We start from the raw sequence: 19,434 nt of genomic DNA, 5'->3' as shown, positions 1-19,434 counted from the left end.
GCTGCGGTTTTTTTGTGTCTGCCGAATCGCTTAGACGAACAGCGACAACAACAGGATAAAGCCCAGGCCAACCACTGACAGGATGGTTTCCATCGCGGTCCAGGTCTTGAGGATCACGTGCGCTTTGCCCTGATCGAAAACCAGGACCGGATTCGCCAGGCCGTACGCGGGATTCGCGGGATGTTCCGGGCGGATGGGCTAGTCGCAAAAACCAACGCCTGACACAAAAGCCTGTAGGAGCGAGCCTGCTCGCGAAAAACGCAAGACCACCGCGGAAAATCAGATGCCCCGCGTTTTCGTTAACGACCATCGCGAGCAGGCTCGCTCCTACAGTGGATTTGTGTACAACCTGAACATCACCCACAAAAAAACCGCATCGCTGCGGTTTTTTTGTGTCTGCCGAATCGCTTAGACGAACAGCGACAACAACAGGATAAAGCCCAGGCCAACCACTGACAGGATGGTTTCCATCGCGGTCCAGGTCTTGAAGGTTTCTGCCACGGTCATGTTGAAGTACTGCTTCACCAGCCAGAAACCGGCGTCGTTGACGTGGGACAGGATCAGGGAACCTGCACCGGTGGCCAGCACCAGCAGTTCGCGGTTCACACCGGGAATCATCCCCACCACCGGCACTACGATACCGGCACCGGTAATGGTCGCCACGGTCGCAGAACCGGTCGCGATACGAATCACCGCCGCCACCAGCCAGGCCAGCAGGATCGGCGAGATCTGTGCCGCCACCGCCATGTGACCGATCACATCACCCACACCGCTGGTCACCAGCATCTGCTTGAAGCCACCACCGGCACCGATGATCAGGATGATCGCAGCGGTCGGCGCAAGGCTCGCGTCCAGCCATTTGAGCATCTGTTGCGAACCGATGCCCTGCTTGTAACCGAAGGTGTACAGCGACAGCAGCAACGCCAGCAGGAGGGCCGAGATCGGGTGACCGATCAGGTCCATGAAGGTGCGGAAGAAGTTGCCGTCTGGCAGCACCACATCGGCAAAGGTCTTGAGCAGCATCAGGAACACGGGCGACAGCACAGTGATCAGGGTAATGCCGAAGCTAGGCAGTTCGCCTGCATTCTCATCGCGCACCAGTTGATCCACCAGTTCCTGATTCGGATGACCAGGAATGTGCTTGGCAATGAAGGTACCGAAGATCGGGCCAGCGATGATGGCGGTTGGCAACGCAACGATCAGACCATAAAGAATGGTCTTGCCGATGTCGGCACCGAACACGCCGATGGCCAGCAGCGGACCCGGGTGCGGCGGCACCAGGCCGTGCACGGCGGACAGACCGGCCAGCAACGGGATACCGATCTTGATGATCGACACGCCGGTACGGCGGGCAACGATGAACACCAGCGGAATCAGCAACACAAAGCCGATTTCGAAGAACAGCGGAATGCCGACCAGGAACGCAGCGAACATCATCGCCCACTGCACCTTGTCCTTGCCGAAGGCGCGGATCAACGTCTGCGCAATCTGATCCGCACCGCCTGATTCGGCCATCATTTTGCCGAGCATGGTACCCAGCGCCAGGATGATGCCGACAAAACCAAGCACCCCACCGAAGCCGTCCTGGAACGCCTTGATGATGGTGCCGATCGGCATGCCGGAGGTCAGCCCGAGGAAGGCTGCGGCGATGATCAGGGCGATGAAGGGGTGAAATTTGAACTTGGTGATCAGGACGATAAGCCCGATCACCGTGACCACTGCATCGAGCAGCAGGAACGTCTCGTGGGACATGCCAAACATTGGGGGTGTCTCCTGGTTGTTGTTGTTATTAAAGCGGGTTGATCAGAAGTCGTGAGGACAGCGCTGTCTTTGCAAACACAGTCATACCGCCTGTTTCAGGCCGTGCGCCTGCCACCAGGCATGAGCCTGCGCCGCCAGTTGCTCGACGCTATGGCTCGAAGCATCCAGCGCCAGGGTCAACGGCTCGCCGACGGGCGATTCGAGGGTGGCGAACTGGCTGTCGATCAGGGTCGACGGCATGAAGTGGCCTGGCCGATGGGAGACGCGGTCGGCGGCCACTTCGGGGGTCAGTTCAAGGAACACGAAGCCCAGGCCCGGCAAGGCACTGCGCAAACGTTCGCGATAGACGTGCTTGAGCGCCGAACAGGTCAGCACCGCGCGCTGGCCCTTGGCGTCGACACGGCGCAGTTCATCGCACAGGCTGTCGAGCCAGCCGGCGCGGTCTTCATCGTTCAGGGGGATCCCCGCGCTCATCTTTTCGATATTGGCGGCAGGGTGGAAAGAGTCGCCTTCAATGGCCGTGGCGCCGCTCAGTTGGCATAGCGCCTCGCTGACGCACGTCTTGCCGCAACCGGCAACGCCCATGATGACCAGGGCGGTGATGGGATGATTCATGTAACACCTCAGCGCGCAGACAGCGCTACCTTTGCCAGTTATGACACCAGACCAAAAGCAGAAGTTGCCGACGCCTTTCTTGTCATTTTATGGGTTGCAGCAGTTAAGTCCTGACGCCAAAAAGCAAGGATCAGGCGAACCCTCGCTCACGCATTTGCAGCTGCATCGAGACAGCGCTACCTTAGTGCCTTGAATTTTGTTTGGCAAGCCGTCGATGAACACAACCAAGAACGATAAAAATACCCGCACCACTGGCCGCCCTACCCTGAATGAAGTTGCCCGACTGGCCGGCGTCAGCCCGATCACCGCCTCCCGCGCCTTGCGGGGCGTCAGCACCGTGGCCACGGAACTGGTGGAAAAGGTGCAAAAAGCGGCGCTGGAACTCAACTACGTCGTCAACCCCGCCGCCCGCGCCCTGGCCTCGGCCCAGAGCCAATCGGTGGTGGTGTTGGTGCCGTCGCTGTCGAACCTTTTGTTCATCGACACCCTGGAAGCCATTCATCGGGTTTTGCGCCCCAAGGGCTTCGAAGTGCTGATCGGCAACTTCCACTATTCGCGCGATGAAGAAGAAAACCTGCTGCGAAATTACATGGCCTATCAACCCCGAGGCCTGCTCCTGACCGGTTTCGACCGCACCGAAAGTTCGCGGCGGATGATCGAAGCCAGCAACATTCCCTGCGTGTACATGATGGAGCTGGACAGCGCGGCCGGGCTCAATTGCGTCGGCTTCTCGCAACTGGCCGCCGGTGAAACGGCTGCCGAACACTTGCTGTCTCGCGGTCGCAAACGCCTGGCCTACATCGGCGCGCAACTGGACCAACGCACCTTGCTGCGCGGCGAAGGCTTCCGCAAAGCCCTGCAAAAGGCCGGCCTGTATGACCCGGCGCTGGAAGTGCTGACACCCCGCTCGTCTTCGGTCGGCCTGGGCGGCGAATTGTTCTTGCAGATGATCGCCAGCCACCCGGATGTCGATGCGATCTTCTTCGGCAACGACGACCTGGCCCAGGGCGCGCTGCTCGAAGCGATGCGACACGGAATCAAGATCCCCGAGCAAGTGGCGATCCTCGGCTTCAACGACCTGCCCATGTCCGAACACATGGTCCCGCGCCTGAGCAGCATCAACACCCCACGCGAAGCCATCGGCCGCCGCGCGGCGGAACAGATGCTGACGCTGATGGCCGGCAACACCGTGGCCAAGCCGGTGCAGGACATGGGGTTTGAGTTGAAGGTGCGCGAAAGCACGTAGGCGCGCCACAGGTTCTGCGATTAATCCTGCGGATCGAGGTTATCCAGCACCCGGTTCACCGCCAGCTCGGCCAGCATGATGATCTGTGCAATCGCCAATGCCGTATTGCGCTGGCTACCTTCCAGGAATGTCGCAAAATCATTGGTCATGACGCTCGCCGAGGCCAACGATTCGCAGGCGTGTGCCAACAGGGTTTCGTTATTGATGCCGGGTGAGATGGAGAACATTGGGCTGGGATTGCGTGGGGGGTTCGGCGTGGGTTTGAACATTGCGATGCTCCTAGAGTGATGGAGCTGCCACGATTCGCTGCTAGACGAAAATAAGGTGGCAGCCATGCGCGGGCTAGCAGACCAGGACTCTAGAACCCGGTAGACCCGAAGATCTTCCCACGCACAGCCGCCATAACATGAACTGGCAGACATAAAAACACCTGCTCACGAATGGTGGACGTCATGCGTCTAAAGTATCCAGGCTGCTAGACCCGATCGCTGAATTTGCAGCGACGCGGAACGATAGAGTCCGGATACCAGGCGCACAAGCCGGCGGATTCTGGCGTAGTTGTAGGCAATGACGCAATAATTCGTAGGCAGCGGAAACCTGTCGAAACGCCTTTCCTACAGACCGCTCCTACAATTACACCTATGCCATTCGCGATGGAGTTGCTCAAATGGAACACACCCTGAAGATTCTCGGCAAAGCCTCGTCCATCAACGTCAGAAAAGTCCTGTGGACCTGCGAAGAATTGGGCATAACCTACGAACGCGAGGACTGGGGCAGTGGCTTCGCGTCCACCCACAGCCCCGAGTTCCTGCGCTTCAATCCCAACGCTCAGGTACCGGTGATCATCGATGAAGCCGGCGCGTTGTGGGAATCCAATACCATCTGCCGCTATCTGGCCGGCAAACACCAACACCACCACGAGCTGTTGCCCGGCGAGCCGGCCGCCCGCGCCCGGGTGGAGCAGTGGATGGATTGGCAAGCCATCGAGCTCAATCCGTCCTGGACCTATGCGTTCATGGCGCTGGTGCGCAAGGACCCGGAGTTCCAGGACGCCCATCGCCTTGACGTCGGCATCCGCGGCTGGAACCAGAAAATGGGCATCCTCGAACATCAACTCGCGACCACCAAGGCCTATGTCGCCGGACCGAGGTTTACCCTGGCCGACATCGTCATCGGCCTGTCCGTCAACCGCTGGCTGATGACCCCGATCGACCGTCCTGACTACCCCGCCGTCGATGAATATTTCAAACGCCTGGCGCAACACCCCGGTTTCCTGAAGCATTGCTGCAACGGCTTGCCTTGAATGGCCGCAGCTTGCCGCCTGGACCGCCACACAGCAAGGTAGCCTTGGGCATGCAAGGCCCACTAAGTCGCTCAGCATTGAGGACAAAATCGGTTCAATTGCTTGCCAGGGGTTACCGTCCGTCGAGCATGTCCAGCAGCGCCTGCACCGCCGCCGACGGTGGTTTGTTCGCCGCGACCACCAAGGCAAACTCGCGCTCGATCCGCGGCAGCACCGGCACCACGCGCAAACCCTGCCGATTACCTGGCAGCGTCATCTCCGGCACCAGGCTCACGCCGATGTTTTCCCGCACCAGGGTGAACGCACTGCTCCATTCACGGACCTCGACGCGCACATCCTGCAGTTGCAGCCCCGCATCGGCAGCCAGGCTTCGCGCATTGGTCGAACAACCGCCCGTGGCCAGTACAAAAGGTTGCTTCGACAATTCGTCGAGGGAGACACCCTCTTCATGAGTTCGCCGCGCCAGTGGATGGCCTCCGGGCAACACCGCCATCCAGGCATCGCGTCCCAATGGACTGGCCTTGCGCTCGGCAGACGGATTGAGCACCACGCCGACATCCACCAGTCCCGCGCCGAGCAGGGTTTCCACTTCGTCATCGCTGACTTCCAGGGCGACCACCTCGATGCCGGGGTAAAGCCGATTGAACTGACGCAGCAACGGTGGCAGAAAGGTCGCCAGGACCATGGGAAAACTGGCCAGGCGAATCGTCCCGCGTTCAACACCTTTTGCCGCCTCGACGGTGCTGCGGATGGCCTGCAGCGCACCGAGCATGGTCCGTGCCTGCTCGATGACCGGCAGGCCGATGGCTGTCGGCAACGTCTGGCGATTTTCCCGGGTGAACAATTGAACGCCCAGGGTTTCCTCGATCAAGGCCAGTGCCTGGCTGGCGCCTGACTGGGTCATGCCGACCCGTTCGGCGGCGCGGGTGATATTGCCGGTATCCGCCACGGCCACCACCATTCGCCAGTGCATCAGGTTCATCATGGCAGTAGCTTTCCTTATGACAGTTTTCTGAAAGATTAATTTTACCGAGGGCGCCGCGCACTATGACACTGGCGTAAATCCACAACCAGAGCCCGCCCCATGAAGCTGTATTACGCCCCCCAAGCCTGCTCGCTGGCGCCGCATATTGTGTTGCGCGAACTGGAACTGCCCTTCGAATTGATCCGCGTCGATAACATCAGCAAAACCACGGCCGACGGCGACGATTTTCTCGCCATCAACCCCAAGGGCTACGTCGCCGCCTTGCAACTGGATAACGGCGAAGTGCTGACCGAAGGGCCAGCGATTCTGCAATACCTGGCTGATCTGCATCCAGACGCGAAACTGGCCGCAGCCCAGGGGACATTCGAGCGGGTGCGATTGCAGGAATGCCTGAACTTCATCTCGACGGAGATTCACGGCGGGCTCGGCTGGCTGTTCAACGCTCGATTTCCCGAAGAGGTGAAAGCGCTGATCAAGGAGAAACTGTTCAAGCGTTTTGCCGTGTTGAACCAGACACTGGAGCGGCAGGAATACTTGATGGCGGGCGGGTTCAGCGTTGCTGATGCGTATTTGTTTACGGTGTTGCGTTGGGCTCGGTTGTTCGACATTCAATTGAATGAATGGCCGGCGCTGGCAAGGTTTCAAGCCAGGGTTGATCAGCGGCCGGCGGTTAAAGCGGCGTTGGCCGCCGAGTTGGCGTAAGACTTCAGATCGCATCGCAAGCAGGCTCGCTCCTACAGGGGATCTTTGTTGACCACGGGTTTTGTGGGCAATACAGACTTAATGTGGGAGCGAGCCTGCTCGCGATGACTGCAGTCCAGACAACACAAAACTACAAGCTGGCACTCACCCTGGTAGCCACCTCCCCCGGCACCCAGCCCTTCCACACCTGCGGCTGTTCACGCAAAAACGCTTCGGCGACTTCACGGGGCTTCTGGCGCTTTTCACTCATCTGGCCCAAGGTCTGGTTCAACAGATCGATCGGCAAATCGACCTTTTCAAAGAACGTCACCAGGTCCGGGTATTGCGCCTTGAACGGTGCCGATACGCCGATGGCCAGGCTGGCCGGCATCGAGCGCGTGCCTTTGGGGTTCGGGTTGTTGGCGTCGGCCAGGGTTTTCCAGGCTTGCGCGTCGAACGGCGGTTCGTCGAGCTTCACCAGTTTGAAACGCCCCAACAGCGGTGTCGGCGACCAGTAGTAGAACAGCACCGGTTTGCCACGGCGGATCGACGACGCCACCTCGGCATCCAGTGCGGCACCGGAGCCGGTGCGGAAGTTGACGTAGCTGGCGGTCAGATCATAGGCCTTGAGTTTCTGGCTGTTGACGATTTCCGAGGTCCAGCCTGTCGGGCTGTTGAGGAAGCGTCCGCGGCTCGGGTCTTCGGGGTCGCGGAATACGTCCTTGTACTTCGCCAGATCAGCAACGGACTTTAGCTCCGGAGCCAAGGGCTTGATGCCGCGCTCGGGATCGCCCTTGATCACGTACTCCGGCACCCACCAGCCTTCAGTGGCGCCCTTGACCGTATCGCCGAGGCCGAACACTTTGCCCTCCGCGGCAGCCTTGACCCAGGCCGGACTGCGCCCGGCCCACTCTTCACCGATGACCTGGATATCGTTTTTCGCCAGCGCCGCTTCAAGGCTGACGGTGCTGCCCGGCAGCGTGTCGGTCGGGTAGCCGTAACCTTTTTCAACGATCAGGCGCAGGATTTCGGTGATGAGGCTGCCGCTTTCCCAAGTGATGTCGCCAAAGTGAATGGGCGCGACTTTCTCCGTGGCCGAGGCCGGGTGGGACAACAGGCTCAGGGCCAGCAACGAACTGCCGAGCAGGGTTTTGATCGATCTCATGCGGACCTCTTGTTCTGGAGTGGACGGCTCAGGGGTTGATTGGCGCTGTGCCGGTCGCACAGGGCCTGGGAACGGGTCATGTAGTCGCTGACCGAACGCAGCGAGATGCCCAGCGCGGCGGCAATTTGCGGATAGGTCAGGCCGTCGATCCGCGACAGCAGGAAGGCCGAGCGGACTTTGCCGGGCAGCCGCTGAAGGCTGCGATCCACCCGGTTCAGGGTCTGGGACAACTGAGTCAGTGCTTCCGGCGATTCCGCGTGGACCGGCTCGGCCTGTTGCAGTTGCTGAAGGTACTGGCGCTCCAGATCACCTCGACGCCAACGCTGATAGAGCAGGCGCCGGGCGATGGTGGTGAGCAAGGCACGGGGTTCACGGATGGCCGTCAGGCCAGGGGCCTGGAGCAATTGCACGAAGGTTTCGCCGGCAATGTCTTCGACAGCGGCGGCATCGTTCAGGGACTGACGCAGGCGCGTGCAGAGCCAGTGGTAGTGGGCGCGGAACAATCCGTCCACGTGTTTGCGATGAAGAATATCGGCGCCGGACATAGGGGCTCCTGGGTGAGGGGTCGCTGAATGTCCGGTGGTCCGGTGAGGCGAATCCTAGCAAGGAGCCTTATTCATTAATAATACTTAAAACTTATTTTTATATTCGCTTATGGAATTAAACAAAAGTGTGCCTGATAGACCGCTTTCGTCGGAACGCCGCCCGGAGCAAGCTCGCTCCTACAGGGTTTCGGTGTACCTGGACCCAACACTCAAACCTTATCGCACTTCCCCGTACCCCAACGTCTCGGCCTCACGTTGATAGTCGAGCACAACCTGATAGTCGCTTTCGTTGGCGGGCAGTACCTCTGGCAAACCGAGGGTTTGGGCAACGTCCGGCAACTCGCGCAACGCCAGGTTCATCACCCGCAGAAGCTCAACGGCCTGCTCATCGCTGACCGTCGCAGCAGTAATGAACGGTAAGGCAGGACTGAGCGCACTGCGGGCAATCACGCCCAAACCGGCCACTTCCTCTGCGGCATGGCGCGCCAGATAGGCAAAGGTCACGCTGTCGATGGCCGCCAGATCGGCAAGGTCTTCGCGCAGCCAGCGCAGGCTTTCGCGATGGCTGCCGCTGATTCCGACCCGGGCAAAAAACTGCCCGTCGCGTTGCAGTGGTGCCAACCGGTGGCGCAGCAGGTTCATGCCACTGTTGGAGTCCAGGCCATTGATCACGCCTCGGCTGCCGCGAAAATCCGCCAGGGTTGGCCGTGCATCATCAAGGCGTCCCATAATCAGGCTGCAATGATTGCCGCCGCTGCTGTCCGGCAGCTCATAACGAGGCCGCCCCAGCACCCGGACCTTGCCGCGCAATGCCGTCATCAGCGGATAGCCGCAGGTTTGTGTCAGCAGCAAGTGCGGCGACAACCACATCTGCATCAGGGACAGGCCTTCGGCATTGAGGCGGGTGTCGCCCAGATGCTCGAGGATTCGCACCAGCCAGCGTTCGTTGGCCTGGTGGATGGGTTCGGGGGCGGTGTACATCAGCAGTTCGGCGATGTGTTGGGTCATCGATATAGTCCCATGCAATGAAAATCCCCTGTGGGAGCGGGCTTGCTCGCGAAGGCGGCGTGTCATTCAACATGGATGTTGGCTGGGACGACGCCTTCGCGAGCAAGCCCGCTCCCACAGGGTTTTGAGGTGATCAGGCATCAGTAAAACGGATGCCTCGGGCTGTCGATGGCCTTCACTCCATGCTCACGCCACAGCTGCCCATAACCCTGCACCAGAAACCCGCCGCTACGCGCCAGCCATTGCTCGCGGCGGGCCCGGTAAGCACGGGGCAAGTCGTACCAGGGCAGCCCCGGCAACTCGTGGTGCACCAGATGAAAATTGAGGTTCAGGAACAGCCAGCGCCACGGCCACGCCGCTTCGTTGAGCACGGTTCGTTGCTCCGGTGCCGCGTGAGGTCGATGTTCATAGTAGGAGCGAATCATGGCGATCGACAGCGCAGGCACACTGATCAAAAACAGGTAATACCAAACCGGCAACACACTGAAGTTTGCGATGAACAGCAGCATCAACCCGGTCATCGAGCCGTGACTCAACCACATCAGCCACGCCTGGCGCTCGCCTGCTCTGAGGCGTTGCAGCTCTTCACGGGCCAGCGTCAGCAAGGCCAGCGGTGCACCCAGGGCAAAGCGGCCGAGCACGGTTTTGTTCAGCCAGTGCAGGCTGCGCCCCAGAGGTGAACTGCCCTGCCACTGCCCGGCGCTCAGGTAACGGCTTTCCGGATCACGACCGGGGATCGTCAGGTCCTCGTCGCGGTGATGCAGCAAATGGCTATCGCGATACAAGGTGTACGGATACCAGACGGCAAACGGCGCGTAGCCCAGGATTTTGTTCAGGGTTGGCCAGCGCGTGGGATGACCGTGCAGCAGTTCGTGTTGCACGGATAACCACAGCACCAGCAACGGAATCAGCAACAGCGTGCTCCACCACAAACCCAACCGATGGCTGTTCAACACGATGCCAAACCAGGCGCCATACACACCGATCAACAGCAACCAGGTCGGCCATTCGATACGCGCGGTGAAACGTCGGCGCAGGGTTTCTATTTCTTCCTGGTGGGCGCTATCAAAGTAATGGGGCATGGCGTTGCTCAGATTGGGGACCAGTCCCCTTCTGTGCATTGGCCTTGGGAAATCTTGCAGATTATTTTCTGGAGGATCGCTCCCATGTTGCATGGGAGCGATCAATCAACGCGGGATCAGTGACCGAACACGCCGACCTTCTTGGCCTTCTTGTCCGCGCGCTTTTCAATGGCGGTTTTCACTGGTTTCTTTTTCGCCGATTTCTTTGAATCCATACCTTTGGACATGATGCGTACTCCACTCATGGGGATGTGAGATCAGGTATACACCTATCCCGACGCGTGCGTTCTTTTATAATAGCCTGCTTTGCACACTGACAGCCCTGGACCATGCCCGACACCCAATACACCCTGCTCGACGAGCCGTTATGGCCGTTGATGAACAAGTTCTATCGCGCTCACCAATCGTCGATGAAAGCCGTGCGCGACGCGCAACTGTGGGTGGCCCGGCGTGAGCAGATCGTTGCCGTGCTGTGTTTGCGTCCGGTGTCCGGCGGGCATTGGCTGACCGGGTTGTTTGTCGATCCGGCCTGCCGCGAACAAGGGCTTGCTGCCGGCTTGATTGCGGCCGCGGTGATGGATTGCGAACAGCCGGTGTGGTTGTTCTGTCATCCGGATTTGCGGGGGTTTTATGAGCGACGCGGGTTTACTTTTGATCCGCCAATGCCTTACGCGATGGTTGAGCGATTGAGCCGTTATGCGCGTAGCAAGCCGATGATTGCGATGGGGTTGGATCCCTAAACCTGTAGGAGCGAGCCTGCTCGCGATGGCGATCTGTCAGTCATCGCATATATGACTGCCAGACCGCTTTCGTCGGATCGCCGCCCGGAGCAAGCTCGCTCCTACAGGGGTTTGCGGTGTTTTTAGTCGTCCGCGTTGGGGTCCAGGTCCGGGAACATCACCTCGGTGAAGCCAAACTTGCTGAAGTCGGTAATGCGCGACGGGTACAGGCGGCCGATCAGGTGATCACACTCATGCTGCACCACCCGCGCGTGGAACCCTGAGGCAAAACGCACGATAGGCTCGCCCTTGGGGTCGACGCCTTCGTAGCGAATCTGCTGGTAACGCTGCACCGCGCCGCGCAGTCCGGGTACCGACAAACAGCCTTCGAAGCCCTCTTCCAGAATCGGGCTCAGCGGTGTGATCAACGGGTTGATCAGGATCGTCTGCGGCACGGCCTCGGCATCCGGATAACGCTCGCTGTGCTCGAAGCCGAAGATCACCAGTTGCAGGTCGACGCCGATCTGTGGAGCAGCGAGGCCAACGCCCCCCACACTTTCCATGGTCTGGAACAAGTCATCGATCAGTTGCCACAACTCGGGGCTGTCGAACATTTCGGCCGGCACCGGCGGGGCAATGCGCAGCAGGCGCTCGTCGCCCATTTTCAGAATTTCACGAATCATGATCAGGTTTCATCGATGGTCGGTTTGTGTGAGTGATCGCGGCCCAGCCCCGACACGTGGTGCTTTTCCTCATGGACGGGACCATGCTCGCCAGCTACTTTTTCGCCAGGGTCCTTGCCCTCTCGCGACATGTGCTCGATCACCGCGTTCATCTCCGCGCCCAGCAGCAGCACCGCTGCGGAAATGTAGAAGTACAGCAACAGCACGATGATCGCCCCGATACTGCCATACATGGCGTTGTAGTTGGCGAACTCCTTGACGTACAAACCGAAGCCCAGGGAAGCGATGATCCACACCACCACCGCCAGCACCGAGCCTGGGGTGATGAAGCGGAATTCCTGTTTGACGTCGGGCATGACGTAGTAGATCAACGCCACTGCGACCATCATCAGAATCACGATCACCGGCCAGCGCGCGATGGTCCAGAGCGTGACGATAAAGTTCTCAAGGCCGACTTGCGCAGCGATCCACTCCATCACCTGCGGCCCGAGCACCATCAGCGCTGCGGCGATCAGCAGCATGCCGGCAATGCCGACGGTGTAGATGATCGACAACGGAAAGCGTTTCCACAGCGGGCGCCCTTCAACCACGTCGTAGGCAGCGTTCATCGCGCTCATCATCAGCCGCACACCGGCGGACGCGGTATACAGCGCAATCACGATACCCACCGAGAGCAAGCCACCCTTGGACTGCTGAAGCTGGTCGATCACCGGGTTGACCTGTTCCAGCGCCTGGGGCGGCAGCACCAGTTCCGATTGCAGGCGCAGCCAGGAGAAGAAATCCGGCAGGTGCAGGAAGCCGATCAGGGCAATCAGGAACAGGATGAACGGAAACAGCGAAAACAGCATTTGATAGGCCAGCGCCGAGGCATAGGTCGACATCTCGTCGGCGATGAACTCGGTGACCGTGCGCATCATCACACGGTGCAGGGGCAAGCCTCTCATGTCCGGGAAAATCATTCGCGTCTCCATTCGCCGCATACGGATTTGGGTGGAAGTCGTGGCGACTCAGGGGCCGTTTTCTTTCATCAAGGTAGCCCAGTTGGCGACTTTGAAACAAATTCAGCGTGCAAGTTCAGGCTGACACAAAAACGGCCATCTGCAGATGGCCGCGTCTTCTTTTCATTAAAGGCATTTCGATGCAGGAAAGTCGTTACACAAGGTTGACCGGGGGCTTTTGCAGGGAGTTTCATTAATTTTCACCACGACATTTCATCGTTCAGTGCAGGTTGCGCTTTATGTTTGCGGGCCAACCCCTGAGAATGCGCAACACATTCAGGCCTTGGCGCTGAAGATCCAATCCCGTAGGAACGTTATGAAACTCGATAAAAAGCAGGCCATTGCCCGCAGAAACCAGGAACTCGGCGGTGCTGTGCTTGGCGTCAACAACTGCCACTTCGCCGAACTGAACCGTAACCGCAACATCTGGTGGTTCGACCTCCCGGTGACGCGCCTGGCCGTGGGTCAGTACGAGTGGATTCACCTGCTGATGCACACACCGGACACCGACGAGCTGCTGCACCTGAAAGTGCCGACCGTGTTCCTGCGCGAGAAGCTCGAAGGCCTGGTGGTGCGTAATGAAGGCAAGCGCAAGGCTGCATTGAGCCTGGAACTGAGCGCCGACAAGGACTCCTTCCTGCAAGACATGCGCCCGACGGGCACCAACGTCAACTTCGCGCCGTTTCGCTTGTAGGAGCGAGCTTGCTCGCGATGATCGTTAACGATAACGCGTGTTTATTGGTTAAACGCAGCGCTCTTGAGTCCATCGTCGGAACGCCGCCCGGAGCAAGCTCGCTCCTACAGATACATACAAAAAGCCCCGCATCTGCGGGGCTTTTTGTTTTACGCGGTAGCTTTCTTCGCGTTGATCTTCTTCAGCTCTTCATCGCGCAGTTCACGACGCAGGATCTTGCCGACGTTGGTGGTCGGCAGTGCATCGCGGAACTCCACGGAGCGCGGGACTTTGTAGCCTGTGACGTTGGCGCGCATGTGCTCCATCACCTGTTCCTTGGTCAGGATCGCCCCCGGCTTGGCGACGATGAAAATCTTGATCGCCTCGCCCGACTTCTCGTCCGGCACACCGATGGCCGCGCATTGCAACACACCCGGCAGGGTAGCCAGCACGTCTTCGAGCTCGTTCGGGTACACGTTGAAACCGGACACCAGGATCATGTCTTTCTTGCGATCGACAATGCGCATGTAGCCATCGGGCTGGATCAGCGCGATGTCACCGGTCTTCAACCAGCCTTCGCTGTCGAGGATTTCATCGGTGGCTTCCTGGCGCTGCCAGTAGCCTTTCATGACCTGTGGGCCTTTCACGCACAGCTCGCCGATTTCGCCCATCGGTTGTTCGACACCGGCATCGTTGATGACTTTGCACAGGGTCGACGGCACCGGAATGCCGATGGTGCCGATCTGGATGTTCTGGATCGGGTTGACCGTGGCCACCGGGCTGGTTTCGGTCATGCCGTAGCCTTCGCAGATGGCGCAACCGGTCACCGCTTTCCAGCGTTCGGCCGCGGCCAATTGCAGGGCCATGCCGCCCGACAAGGTGACTTTCAGCGCGGAGAAGTCCAGTTTGCGGAACCCTTCGTTGTTGCACAGGGCCACGAACAGGGTGTTCAGGCCGACAAAGCCGCTGAACTTCCACTTCGACAGTTCCTTGACCATCGCCGGCAGGTCACGCGGGTTGCTGATCAGGATGTTGTGGTTGCCGATCAGCATCATCGCCATGCAATGAAAGGTGAACGCATAGATGTGGTACAGCGGCAGCGGTGTGATCAGGATCTCGCAACCTTCATTGAGGTTGGAACCCATCAGCGCCTTGCACTGCAGCATGTTCGCCACCAGGTTGCGGTGGGTCAGCATCGCGCCCTTGGCCACGCCGGTGGTGCCGCCGGTGTATTGCAGCACCGCGACATCACCGCTGGCCGGATTGGCTTCCGCCACTGGCTGGCCCAGGCCCTTGCTCAGCACGTCATTGAACTTGACGGCTTTTGGCAAGTGATAGGCCGGCACCATCTTCTTCACGTACTTGATGACGCTGTTGATCAGCAAGCGCTTGAGCGGCGGCAGCAGGTCGGCGACTTCAGTGACGATCACGTGCTTGACGCCGGTTTTCGGCACCACGATTTGGGCCAGGTGCGCCATGTTGGCCAGGCAGACCAGGGCCTTGGCACCGGAGTCGTTGAATTGGTGTTCCATCTCCCGCGCGGTGTACAGCGGGTTGGTGTTGACCACGATCAGCCCGGCGCGAATTGCACCGAAGACGGCTACCGGGTACTGCAACACGTTGGGCAATTGCACGGCGATTCGATCGCCAGGCTGCAAGTCGGTATGCTGTTGCAGGTAAGCGGCAAACGCACCGGACAATTCGTACAGTTCACCGTAGGTGAGTGTCCTGCCCAGGTTGCTGAATGCCGGCTTGTTGGCGAAGCGTTGGCAGGATTGCTTCAACACTGCCTGAATATTCGGATACTCGTCTGGATTGATGTCTGTAGCAATCCCAGCTGGGTACTTATCCTTCCAAAAGTCTTCGATCATGGAAGCCCACTCCTCAGCAACGCGAATTCAGCACCGCATTTGATGCGATTATTATTGGTGTTTGGTCATTGGTGAATCTGGCTGATAGAAGGCCGAGAAGTCACAAAGCGCGCCGAGAGTAGCAGCTTTGCCGAGGGTCGACTAGAGCCAAAATAGGCCTCTACGGTCACAATTGTGACTCAAGACTAGCGATTGGTCATTTTAGAGCAAAAATTCTATTCATCCCCGAAAGCCCCGAAAATCGGGGCTTTCGCGCTAAAACTGTAGGAGCGAGCTTGCTCCGGGCGGCGTTCCGACGAAAAACGTCCGGACAACGCGATCATTCAAACAGGGCGCGTTATCGTTGACGTCCATCGCGAGCAAGCTCGCTCCTACAGGGGATCGGTCATTCACCGGTCAGGCGATATCACGCAATTCCCGCCGCAGGATCTTGCCCACCGGCGTCATCGGCAGCGACTCACGCAGAACAATGTGCTTCGGTACTTTGTACGCCGTGAAGTTTTCTTTGCAGTAAGCCTTCAACTCTTCAAGGCTGACCCCCGCTTCACGGGCCACCACAAACAGCTTCACCGCCTCCCCCGACCGCTCGTCGGGCACACCGATGACCGCGCAGTTGGCGACTTTCGGGTGTGCCATCACCACGTCTTCGATCTCATTCGGGTACACGTTGAAACCCGAAACAATGATCATGTCCTTCTTGCGATCGACGATGCGCACGAATCCGTCCGGGTCGATCACCGCGATATCACCGGACTTGAACCAGCCCTCGGCATCCAGCACTTCGGCCGTGGCATCAGGTTTTTGCCAGTAGCCCTTCATGATCTGCGGGCCTTTGATGCACAACTCGCCGCGTTCTCCCAAAGGTTGTTCGACGCCGTCATCACTGATGACTTTCAGCGCGGTGCCCGGCACCGGCAGGCCGACCGTGCCGATCCGCGATTGGCTGCCGTAGGGGTTGGTGCAGGCCACCGGCGAAGTTTCGGTCAGGCCGTAACCTTCGGTGATACGGCATCCGGTCAGTTGTTCCCAACGCTCGGCGGTTGCCTTGACCAGCGCAGTGCCGCCGGAGTTGGTGAGCTTGAGGCTGGAGAAGTCCAGGGTCTTGAAGTCCGGGTGATCCATCAGCGCGACGAACAGCGTGTTGAGCCCCAGCAACGCCGAGAACCGCCAGTTCTTCAGCTCCTTGATGAAGCCGCCGATGTCACGCGGGTTGGTGATCAGCACGTTGTGGTTGCCTGTCACCATCATGCACATGCAGTTCGCCGTGAAAGCATAGATGTGGTACAGCGGCAGCGGCGCGATCATCACCTCCTGGCCTTCGCGCAGCAGCGGCTGGCCGTCGCTGGCCGACTGGCTGAGACAGGCCCGCGCCTGTTGCATGTTCGCCACCAGGTTGCCGTGGGTCAGCATCGCGCCCTTGGCAAGGCCCGTGGTGCCGCCGGTGTATTGCAGTACGGCGATGTCGTCAAGGCCGACCTTCAGCGGCTTGATACCCAGGCCACGGCCCATGCGCAGCGCACTCTTGAAGGAAACGGCCTGGGGCAAGGAATAGTCCGGGACCATCTTCTTGACCTTGCTCACCACGGTGTTGACCAGCCACCCCTTGGCAGTGGGCATCAGGTCGCCCATCTTCGCTTCGATCAGGTACTGGATATCGGTGTCGGGCAGCACTTCCTGGACTTTCTGGCCGAACATGTTCAGGTACACCAGCGCCCGGGCGCCGGAATCCTTGAACTGGTGGCGCATTTCCCGCGCGGTGTACAACGGGTTGGTGTTGACCACGATCAACCCGGCGCGCAAGGCACCGAACACGGCGATCGGGTAATGCAGGACGTTGGGCATCTGCACCGCGATGCGGTCACCCGGCACCAGATCGGTGTGGGCTTGCAGGTAGCCGGCGAAGGCAGCGCTCTGACGCTCCAGTTCGGCGTAGGTCAGGGTCACGCCCATGTTGCTGAACGCCGGGCGGTCAGCAAACTTCTTGCAGGAACGCTCGAACACCTCGATCACCGACTTGTAGGTTCCCAGATCGATATCCATGGGCACGCCGGCCGGGCGTTTGTCATTCCAGAAATCAGGTTGCATTGTTCTTGTCCTCTTTACCTGAATCTATCCCGGGCCACTTTTCTGTCATTTTTCAAAAAAAAATGCAAAAAGCGGAGCTTCACGGACACTAGCAGTTATGACGTAGCAGGCAAATATGCCCACGGCCGTCATTGACCGTATGAATCTTCTTGCCGTGGCGTAGGCTGATCAGACGCCCAGCCAAGGATGCGCTATAAACTGCAACGAGCTGTTTGCGACCAGGCAGCCTCATGCAAAGGAACCGCCATGATCCATGACACTTTCTGGCTGACCACGAGCGACCACAGCCGCCTCTTCGTCAACCAGTGGCTTCCCGACGGCAGCCTCAAGGCAATGATTCTGCTGGCACACGGCATGGCCGAACACAGCGGTCGCTATGGTCCCCTGGCGGAAAAACTCTGTGAACAGGGCTATGGCGTGTGCGCGCCGGACCTGCGTGGACATGGCAAAACTGCCGAAAACGGGACGCTCGGGCATTTCGCCGATGACGATGGCTGGTGCAAGGTCGTGAGCGACCTGGCCTGCCTCAACCAGCACATCGGCCAGCAGTACCCAGGCGTGCCGATCGTGCTGTTGGGTCACAGCATGGGCAGCTACATCGCCCAAGGCTACCTGCTGCACCACAGTGCCAGCCTGCACGGGGCAATCCTCAGCGGCTCGAACTTCCAGCCCGTGGCGCTTTATCGCGCGGCACGGCAAATCGCCCGTTTCGAACGCCTGCGCCAGGGCGGCAAAGGACGCAGCGCTTTGATCGAATGGCTATCGTTCGGCTCGTTCAACAACAAGTTCAAACCGGCACGCACGCCGTTCGACTGGCTCAGCCGTGATCCGGCGCAGGTCGATCTTTACGTCAACGACCCGCTCTGTGGTTTTCGCTGCACCAATCAACTGTGGATCGATTTGCTCGGCGGCTTGCAGCAAATCAGCAAAGCGTCCAATCTCGCCCAGATCGACCCGGGCCTGCCGCTGCTGGTGATTGGCGGTGAATGTGATCCGGTGAGCGAAGGCAAACGTCTCAAGGATCTGGCCGACGCGCTGCGGGCGGCTGGCAGCCAGCACCTGCAACTGACCGTTTACCCGCAGGCGCGGCACGAACTGTTCAACGAGAGCAACCGCGATGAAATCATCGCCGATGTGCTGAACTGGATCGCACAGGCCTTGAGCACTCCTCGGCCGCACCGATCCGAATAGTTTTTTGTGGATTTTTTAATTCGTTACAGGAATCGAGACAGATGACCCAGGTTACCAACACCCCTTACGAGGCCCTCGAAGTCGGCCAGACCGCCAGTTTCAGCAAGACCGTCGAAGAGCGCGATATCCAGTTGTTCGCCGCGATGTCCGGCGATCACAACCCGGTGCACCTGGATGCCGACTATGCCGCCAGCACCATGTTCAAGGAGCGCATCGCCCACGGCATGTTCAGCGGTGCGTTGATCAGCGCAGCGGTCGCCTGCGAACTGCCTGGGCCGGGGACTATCTATCTCGGCCAGCAAATGAGCTTTCAGAAACCGGTGAAGATCGGCGACACCCTGACCGTGCGCCTGGAAATCCTGGAAAAACTGCCGAAATTTCGCGTACGTATTGCCACCCGCGTGTTCAACCAGCGCGATGAACTGGTGGTGGATGGCGAGGCGGAAATCCTCGCGCCACGCAAGCAACAGAGCGTGACCTTGACCACGCTGCCGGCGATCAGCATCGGCTAACCCTCTGTGGCGAGGGGGCATGTCGGAATGCCTGTATTTTCCAGACTGACTGAATCAAGACGATCGATCGATGAATCCTGAAAAGCTCGAACTGCTGATCACCCGCGAAATGCCCTTCGGCAAGTACAAGGGTCGAATCATTGCCGACCTGCCCGGCCCTTACCTGAACTGGTTTGCCCGGGAGGGTTTCCCCCATGGCGAGTTGGGCGGCCTGCTGGCCCTGATGCAGGAAATCGATCACAACGGTTTGTCGGACCTGCTCGAACCGCTGCGCGCCAAACACGGCAAACCGGCCCCGCGCCACTGAACAC

20 protein-coding genes and 3 pseudogenes are annotated in these 19,434 nt (G+C 59.4%); 9 read left to right on the top strand and 14 right to left on the bottom strand.

The features are described 5' to 3' along the window. Positions 1-30: 30 nt before the first annotated feature. Positions 31-108, bottom strand: a pseudogene (locus C8K63_RS31165) (hypothetical protein); the annotation flags it as partial. On the opposite strand from C8K63_RS31165, the pseudogene C8K63_RS31160 reads away from it, so the two are divergent. Beyond that, positions 109-222, top strand: a pseudogene (locus C8K63_RS31160) (hypothetical protein); the annotation flags it as partial. 186 nt (positions 223-408) lie between these two features. On the opposite strand, the gene C8K63_RS01995 reads toward C8K63_RS31160, so the two are convergent. Continuing rightward, positions 409-1,761, bottom strand: a complete 1,353-nt coding sequence (locus C8K63_RS01995; protein ID WP_108215156.1) for a GntP family permease — start codon at positions 1,759-1,761, stop codon at positions 409-411. An 81-nt stretch (positions 1,762-1,842) separates the two neighbouring features. Then, entirely contained in the window at positions 1,843-2,376 is a 534-nt protein-coding gene (locus C8K63_RS01990) for a gluconokinase (protein ID WP_108215155.1), read from the bottom strand. Between the two features lie 214 nt (positions 2,377-2,590). Here C8K63_RS01990 and C8K63_RS01985 point away from each other — a divergent pair, with 214 nt between their 5' ends. After that, entirely contained in the window at positions 2,591-3,622 is a 1,032-nt protein-coding gene (locus C8K63_RS01985; RefSeq protein WP_108215154.1) for a LacI family DNA-binding transcriptional regulator, read from the top strand. Between the two features lie 20 nt (positions 3,623-3,642). Here C8K63_RS01985 and C8K63_RS01980 read toward each other — a convergent pair whose 3' ends face one another. Continuing rightward, positions 3,643-3,891, bottom strand: coding sequence for a DUF6124 family protein (locus C8K63_RS01980; protein ID WP_007974480.1), 249 nt, complete (start codon positions 3,889-3,891; stop codon positions 3,643-3,645). Between the two features lie 398 nt (positions 3,892-4,289). On the opposite strand from C8K63_RS01980, the gene C8K63_RS01975 reads away from it, so the two are divergent. Further along, positions 4,290-4,925, top strand: a complete 636-nt coding sequence (locus tag C8K63_RS01975) for a glutathione S-transferase family protein (protein ID WP_108215153.1) — start codon at positions 4,290-4,292, stop codon at positions 4,923-4,925. Between the two features lie 112 nt (positions 4,926-5,037). On the opposite strand, the gene C8K63_RS01970 is transcribed toward C8K63_RS01975, so the two are convergent. Beyond that, positions 5,038-5,910: a LysR family transcriptional regulator gene (locus C8K63_RS01970; protein WP_108215152.1), complete on the bottom strand. Its 873-nt coding sequence runs from the start codon at positions 5,908-5,910 to the stop codon at positions 5,038-5,040. 99 nt (positions 5,911-6,009) lie between these two features. Here C8K63_RS01970 and gstA point away from each other — a divergent pair, with 99 nt between their 5' ends. Beyond that, a complete protein-coding gene (gene gstA / locus C8K63_RS01965) occupies positions 6,010-6,612 on the top strand; it encodes a glutathione transferase GstA (protein WP_108215151.1) in 603 nt (200 codons plus the stop codon). 130 nt (positions 6,613-6,742) lie between these two features. Here gstA and C8K63_RS01960 read toward each other — a convergent pair whose 3' ends face one another. From C8K63_RS01960 to C8K63_RS01940, 5 genes and pseudogenes are all read right to left on the bottom strand, one after another. Then, on the bottom strand, positions 6,743-7,756 hold the full coding sequence (locus C8K63_RS01960; protein WP_108215150.1) for an ABC transporter substrate-binding protein: 1,014 nt from the start codon (positions 7,754-7,756) through the stop codon (positions 6,743-6,745). Next, on the bottom strand, positions 7,753-8,301 hold the full coding sequence (locus C8K63_RS01955) for a sigma-70 family RNA polymerase sigma factor (protein ID WP_108215149.1): 549 nt from the start codon (positions 8,299-8,301) through the stop codon (positions 7,753-7,755). The genes C8K63_RS01960 and C8K63_RS01955 overlap by 4 nt, the downstream gene beginning before the upstream one ends. A 216-nt stretch (positions 8,302-8,517) precedes the next feature. Further along, on the bottom strand, positions 8,518-9,309 hold the full coding sequence (locus C8K63_RS01950; RefSeq protein ID WP_108215148.1) for a phosphate/phosphite/phosphonate ABC transporter substrate-binding protein: 792 nt from the start codon (positions 9,307-9,309) through the stop codon (positions 8,518-8,520). Between the two features lie 28 nt (positions 9,310-9,337). Further along, a pseudogene (locus C8K63_RS31155) lies at positions 9,338-9,427 on the bottom strand (metal ABC transporter ATP-binding protein); the annotation flags it as partial. Between the two features lie 22 nt (positions 9,428-9,449). Further along, positions 9,450-10,391, bottom strand: a complete 942-nt coding sequence (locus C8K63_RS01940; protein WP_108215147.1) for a fatty acid desaturase — start codon at positions 10,389-10,391, stop codon at positions 9,450-9,452. 329 nt (positions 10,392-10,720) lie between these two features. On the opposite strand from C8K63_RS01940, the gene C8K63_RS01935 reads away from it, so the two are divergent. Next, the gene (locus C8K63_RS01935) at positions 10,721-11,131 is read left to right on the top strand and encodes a GNAT family N-acetyltransferase (RefSeq protein WP_108215146.1); all 411 of its coding nucleotides are present in this window, start codon (positions 10,721-10,723) and stop codon (positions 11,129-11,131) included. Between the two features lie 122 nt (positions 11,132-11,253). Here C8K63_RS01935 and def read toward each other — a convergent pair whose 3' ends face one another. Both def and C8K63_RS01925 read right to left on the bottom strand, forming a co-directional pair. Beyond that, positions 11,254-11,793 carry a peptide deformylase gene (gene def / locus C8K63_RS01930; RefSeq protein ID WP_108215145.1) on the bottom strand — a complete coding sequence of 180 codons (540 nt, stop codon included), beginning with the start codon at positions 11,791-11,793 and terminating at the stop codon, positions 11,254-11,256. Between the two features lie 2 nt (positions 11,794-11,795). Beyond that, positions 11,796-12,752: a YihY/virulence factor BrkB family protein gene (locus C8K63_RS01925; protein ID WP_108215144.1), complete on the bottom strand. Its 957-nt coding sequence runs from the start codon at positions 12,750-12,752 to the stop codon at positions 11,796-11,798. A 355-nt stretch (positions 12,753-13,107) separates the two neighbouring features. Between C8K63_RS01925 and C8K63_RS01920 the strand changes: the two genes are divergently transcribed. After that, positions 13,108-13,485: a hypothetical protein gene (locus C8K63_RS01920; RefSeq protein ID WP_108215143.1), complete on the top strand. Its 378-nt coding sequence runs from the start codon at positions 13,108-13,110 to the stop codon at positions 13,483-13,485. Positions 13,486-13,634: 149 nt separating this feature from the next. Here the strand turns inward: C8K63_RS01920 and fadD1 are convergent, their stop codons facing one another. Together fadD1 and fadD2 are read right to left on the bottom strand one after the other, a co-directional pair. After that, a complete protein-coding gene (fadD1, locus tag C8K63_RS01915) occupies positions 13,635-15,335 on the bottom strand; it encodes a long-chain-fatty-acid--CoA ligase FadD1 (RefSeq protein ID WP_108215142.1) in 1,701 nt (566 codons plus the stop codon). A 396-nt stretch (positions 15,336-15,731) separates the two neighbouring features. Then, on the bottom strand, positions 15,732-17,420 hold the full coding sequence (gene fadD2 / locus C8K63_RS01910) for a long-chain-fatty-acid--CoA ligase FadD2 (RefSeq protein ID WP_108215141.1): 1,689 nt from the start codon (positions 17,418-17,420) through the stop codon (positions 15,732-15,734). A 246-nt stretch (positions 17,421-17,666) separates the two neighbouring features. Here fadD2 and C8K63_RS01905 point away from each other — a divergent pair, with 246 nt between their 5' ends. From C8K63_RS01905 to C8K63_RS01895, 3 genes are all read left to right on the top strand, one after another. Then, positions 17,667-18,611: an alpha/beta hydrolase gene (locus C8K63_RS01905; protein WP_108215140.1), complete on the top strand. Its 945-nt coding sequence runs from the start codon at positions 17,667-17,669 to the stop codon at positions 18,609-18,611. Positions 18,612-18,652: 41 nt separating this feature from the next. Next, entirely contained in the window at positions 18,653-19,123 is a 471-nt protein-coding gene (locus C8K63_RS01900; RefSeq protein WP_108215139.1) for a MaoC family dehydratase, read from the top strand. Between the two features lie 70 nt (positions 19,124-19,193). After that, positions 19,194-19,430, top strand: coding sequence for a DUF3820 family protein (locus C8K63_RS01895; protein ID WP_003227425.1), 237 nt, complete (start codon positions 19,194-19,196; stop codon positions 19,428-19,430). Positions 19,431-19,434: the final 4 nt, after the last annotated feature.

The sequence above is a fragment of the Pseudomonas sp. GV085 genome (assembly GCF_003050925.1).
Lineage (GTDB): Bacteria > Pseudomonadota > Gammaproteobacteria > Pseudomonadales > Pseudomonadaceae > Aquipseudomonas.
Note: the sequence above shows the minus strand (reverse complement) of the source record. Positions and strands in the feature narration are given on the sequence as shown.

Bases quoted from the DNA above. Each gene is read 5' to 3' on its own strand.
- C8K63_RS01995 (WP_108215156.1), bottom strand. From the start codon at position 1,761: ATGTTTGGCATGTCCCACGAGACGTTCCTGCTGCTCGATGCAGTGGTC.
- C8K63_RS01990 (WP_108215155.1), bottom strand. From the start codon at position 2,376: ATGAATCATCCCATCACCGCCCTGGTCATCATGGGCGTTGCCGGTTGC.
- C8K63_RS01985 (WP_108215154.1), top strand. From the start codon at position 2,591: ATGAACACAACCAAGAACGATAAAAATACCCGCACCACTGGCCGCCCT.
- C8K63_RS01980 (WP_007974480.1), bottom strand. From the start codon at position 3,891: ATGTTCAAACCCACGCCGAACCCCCCACGCAATCCCAGCCCAATGTTC.
- C8K63_RS01975 (WP_108215153.1), top strand. From the start codon at position 4,290: ATGGAACACACCCTGAAGATTCTCGGCAAAGCCTCGTCCATCAACGTC.
- C8K63_RS01970 (WP_108215152.1), bottom strand. From the start codon at position 5,910: ATGATGAACCTGATGCACTGGCGAATGGTGGTGGCCGTGGCGGATACC.
- gstA (WP_108215151.1), top strand. From the start codon at position 6,010: ATGAAGCTGTATTACGCCCCCCAAGCCTGCTCGCTGGCGCCGCATATT.
- C8K63_RS01960 (WP_108215150.1), bottom strand. From the start codon at position 7,756: ATGAGATCGATCAAAACCCTGCTCGGCAGTTCGTTGCTGGCCCTGAGC.
- C8K63_RS01955 (WP_108215149.1), bottom strand. From the start codon at position 8,301: ATGTCCGGCGCCGATATTCTTCATCGCAAACACGTGGACGGATTGTTC.
- C8K63_RS01950 (WP_108215148.1), bottom strand. From the start codon at position 9,309: ATGACCCAACACATCGCCGAACTGCTGATGTACACCGCCCCCGAACCC.
- C8K63_RS01940 (WP_108215147.1), bottom strand. From the start codon at position 10,391: ATGCCCCATTACTTTGATAGCGCCCACCAGGAAGAAATAGAAACCCTG.
- C8K63_RS01935 (WP_108215146.1), top strand. From the start codon at position 10,721: ATGCCCGACACCCAATACACCCTGCTCGACGAGCCGTTATGGCCGTTG.
- def (WP_108215145.1), bottom strand. From the start codon at position 11,793: ATGATTCGTGAAATTCTGAAAATGGGCGACGAGCGCCTGCTGCGCATT.
- C8K63_RS01925 (WP_108215144.1), bottom strand. From the start codon at position 12,752: ATGATTTTCCCGGACATGAGAGGCTTGCCCCTGCACCGTGTGATGATG.
- C8K63_RS01920 (WP_108215143.1), top strand. From the start codon at position 13,108: ATGAAACTCGATAAAAAGCAGGCCATTGCCCGCAGAAACCAGGAACTC.
- fadD1 (WP_108215142.1), bottom strand. From the start codon at position 15,335: ATGATCGAAGACTTTTGGAAGGATAAGTACCCAGCTGGGATTGCTACA.
- fadD2 (WP_108215141.1), bottom strand. From the start codon at position 17,420: ATGCAACCTGATTTCTGGAATGACAAACGCCCGGCCGGCGTGCCCATG.
- C8K63_RS01905 (WP_108215140.1), top strand. From the start codon at position 17,667: ATGATCCATGACACTTTCTGGCTGACCACGAGCGACCACAGCCGCCTC.
- C8K63_RS01900 (WP_108215139.1), top strand. From the start codon at position 18,653: ATGACCCAGGTTACCAACACCCCTTACGAGGCCCTCGAAGTCGGCCAG.
- C8K63_RS01895 (WP_003227425.1), top strand. From the start codon at position 19,194: ATGAATCCTGAAAAGCTCGAACTGCTGATCACCCGCGAAATGCCCTTC.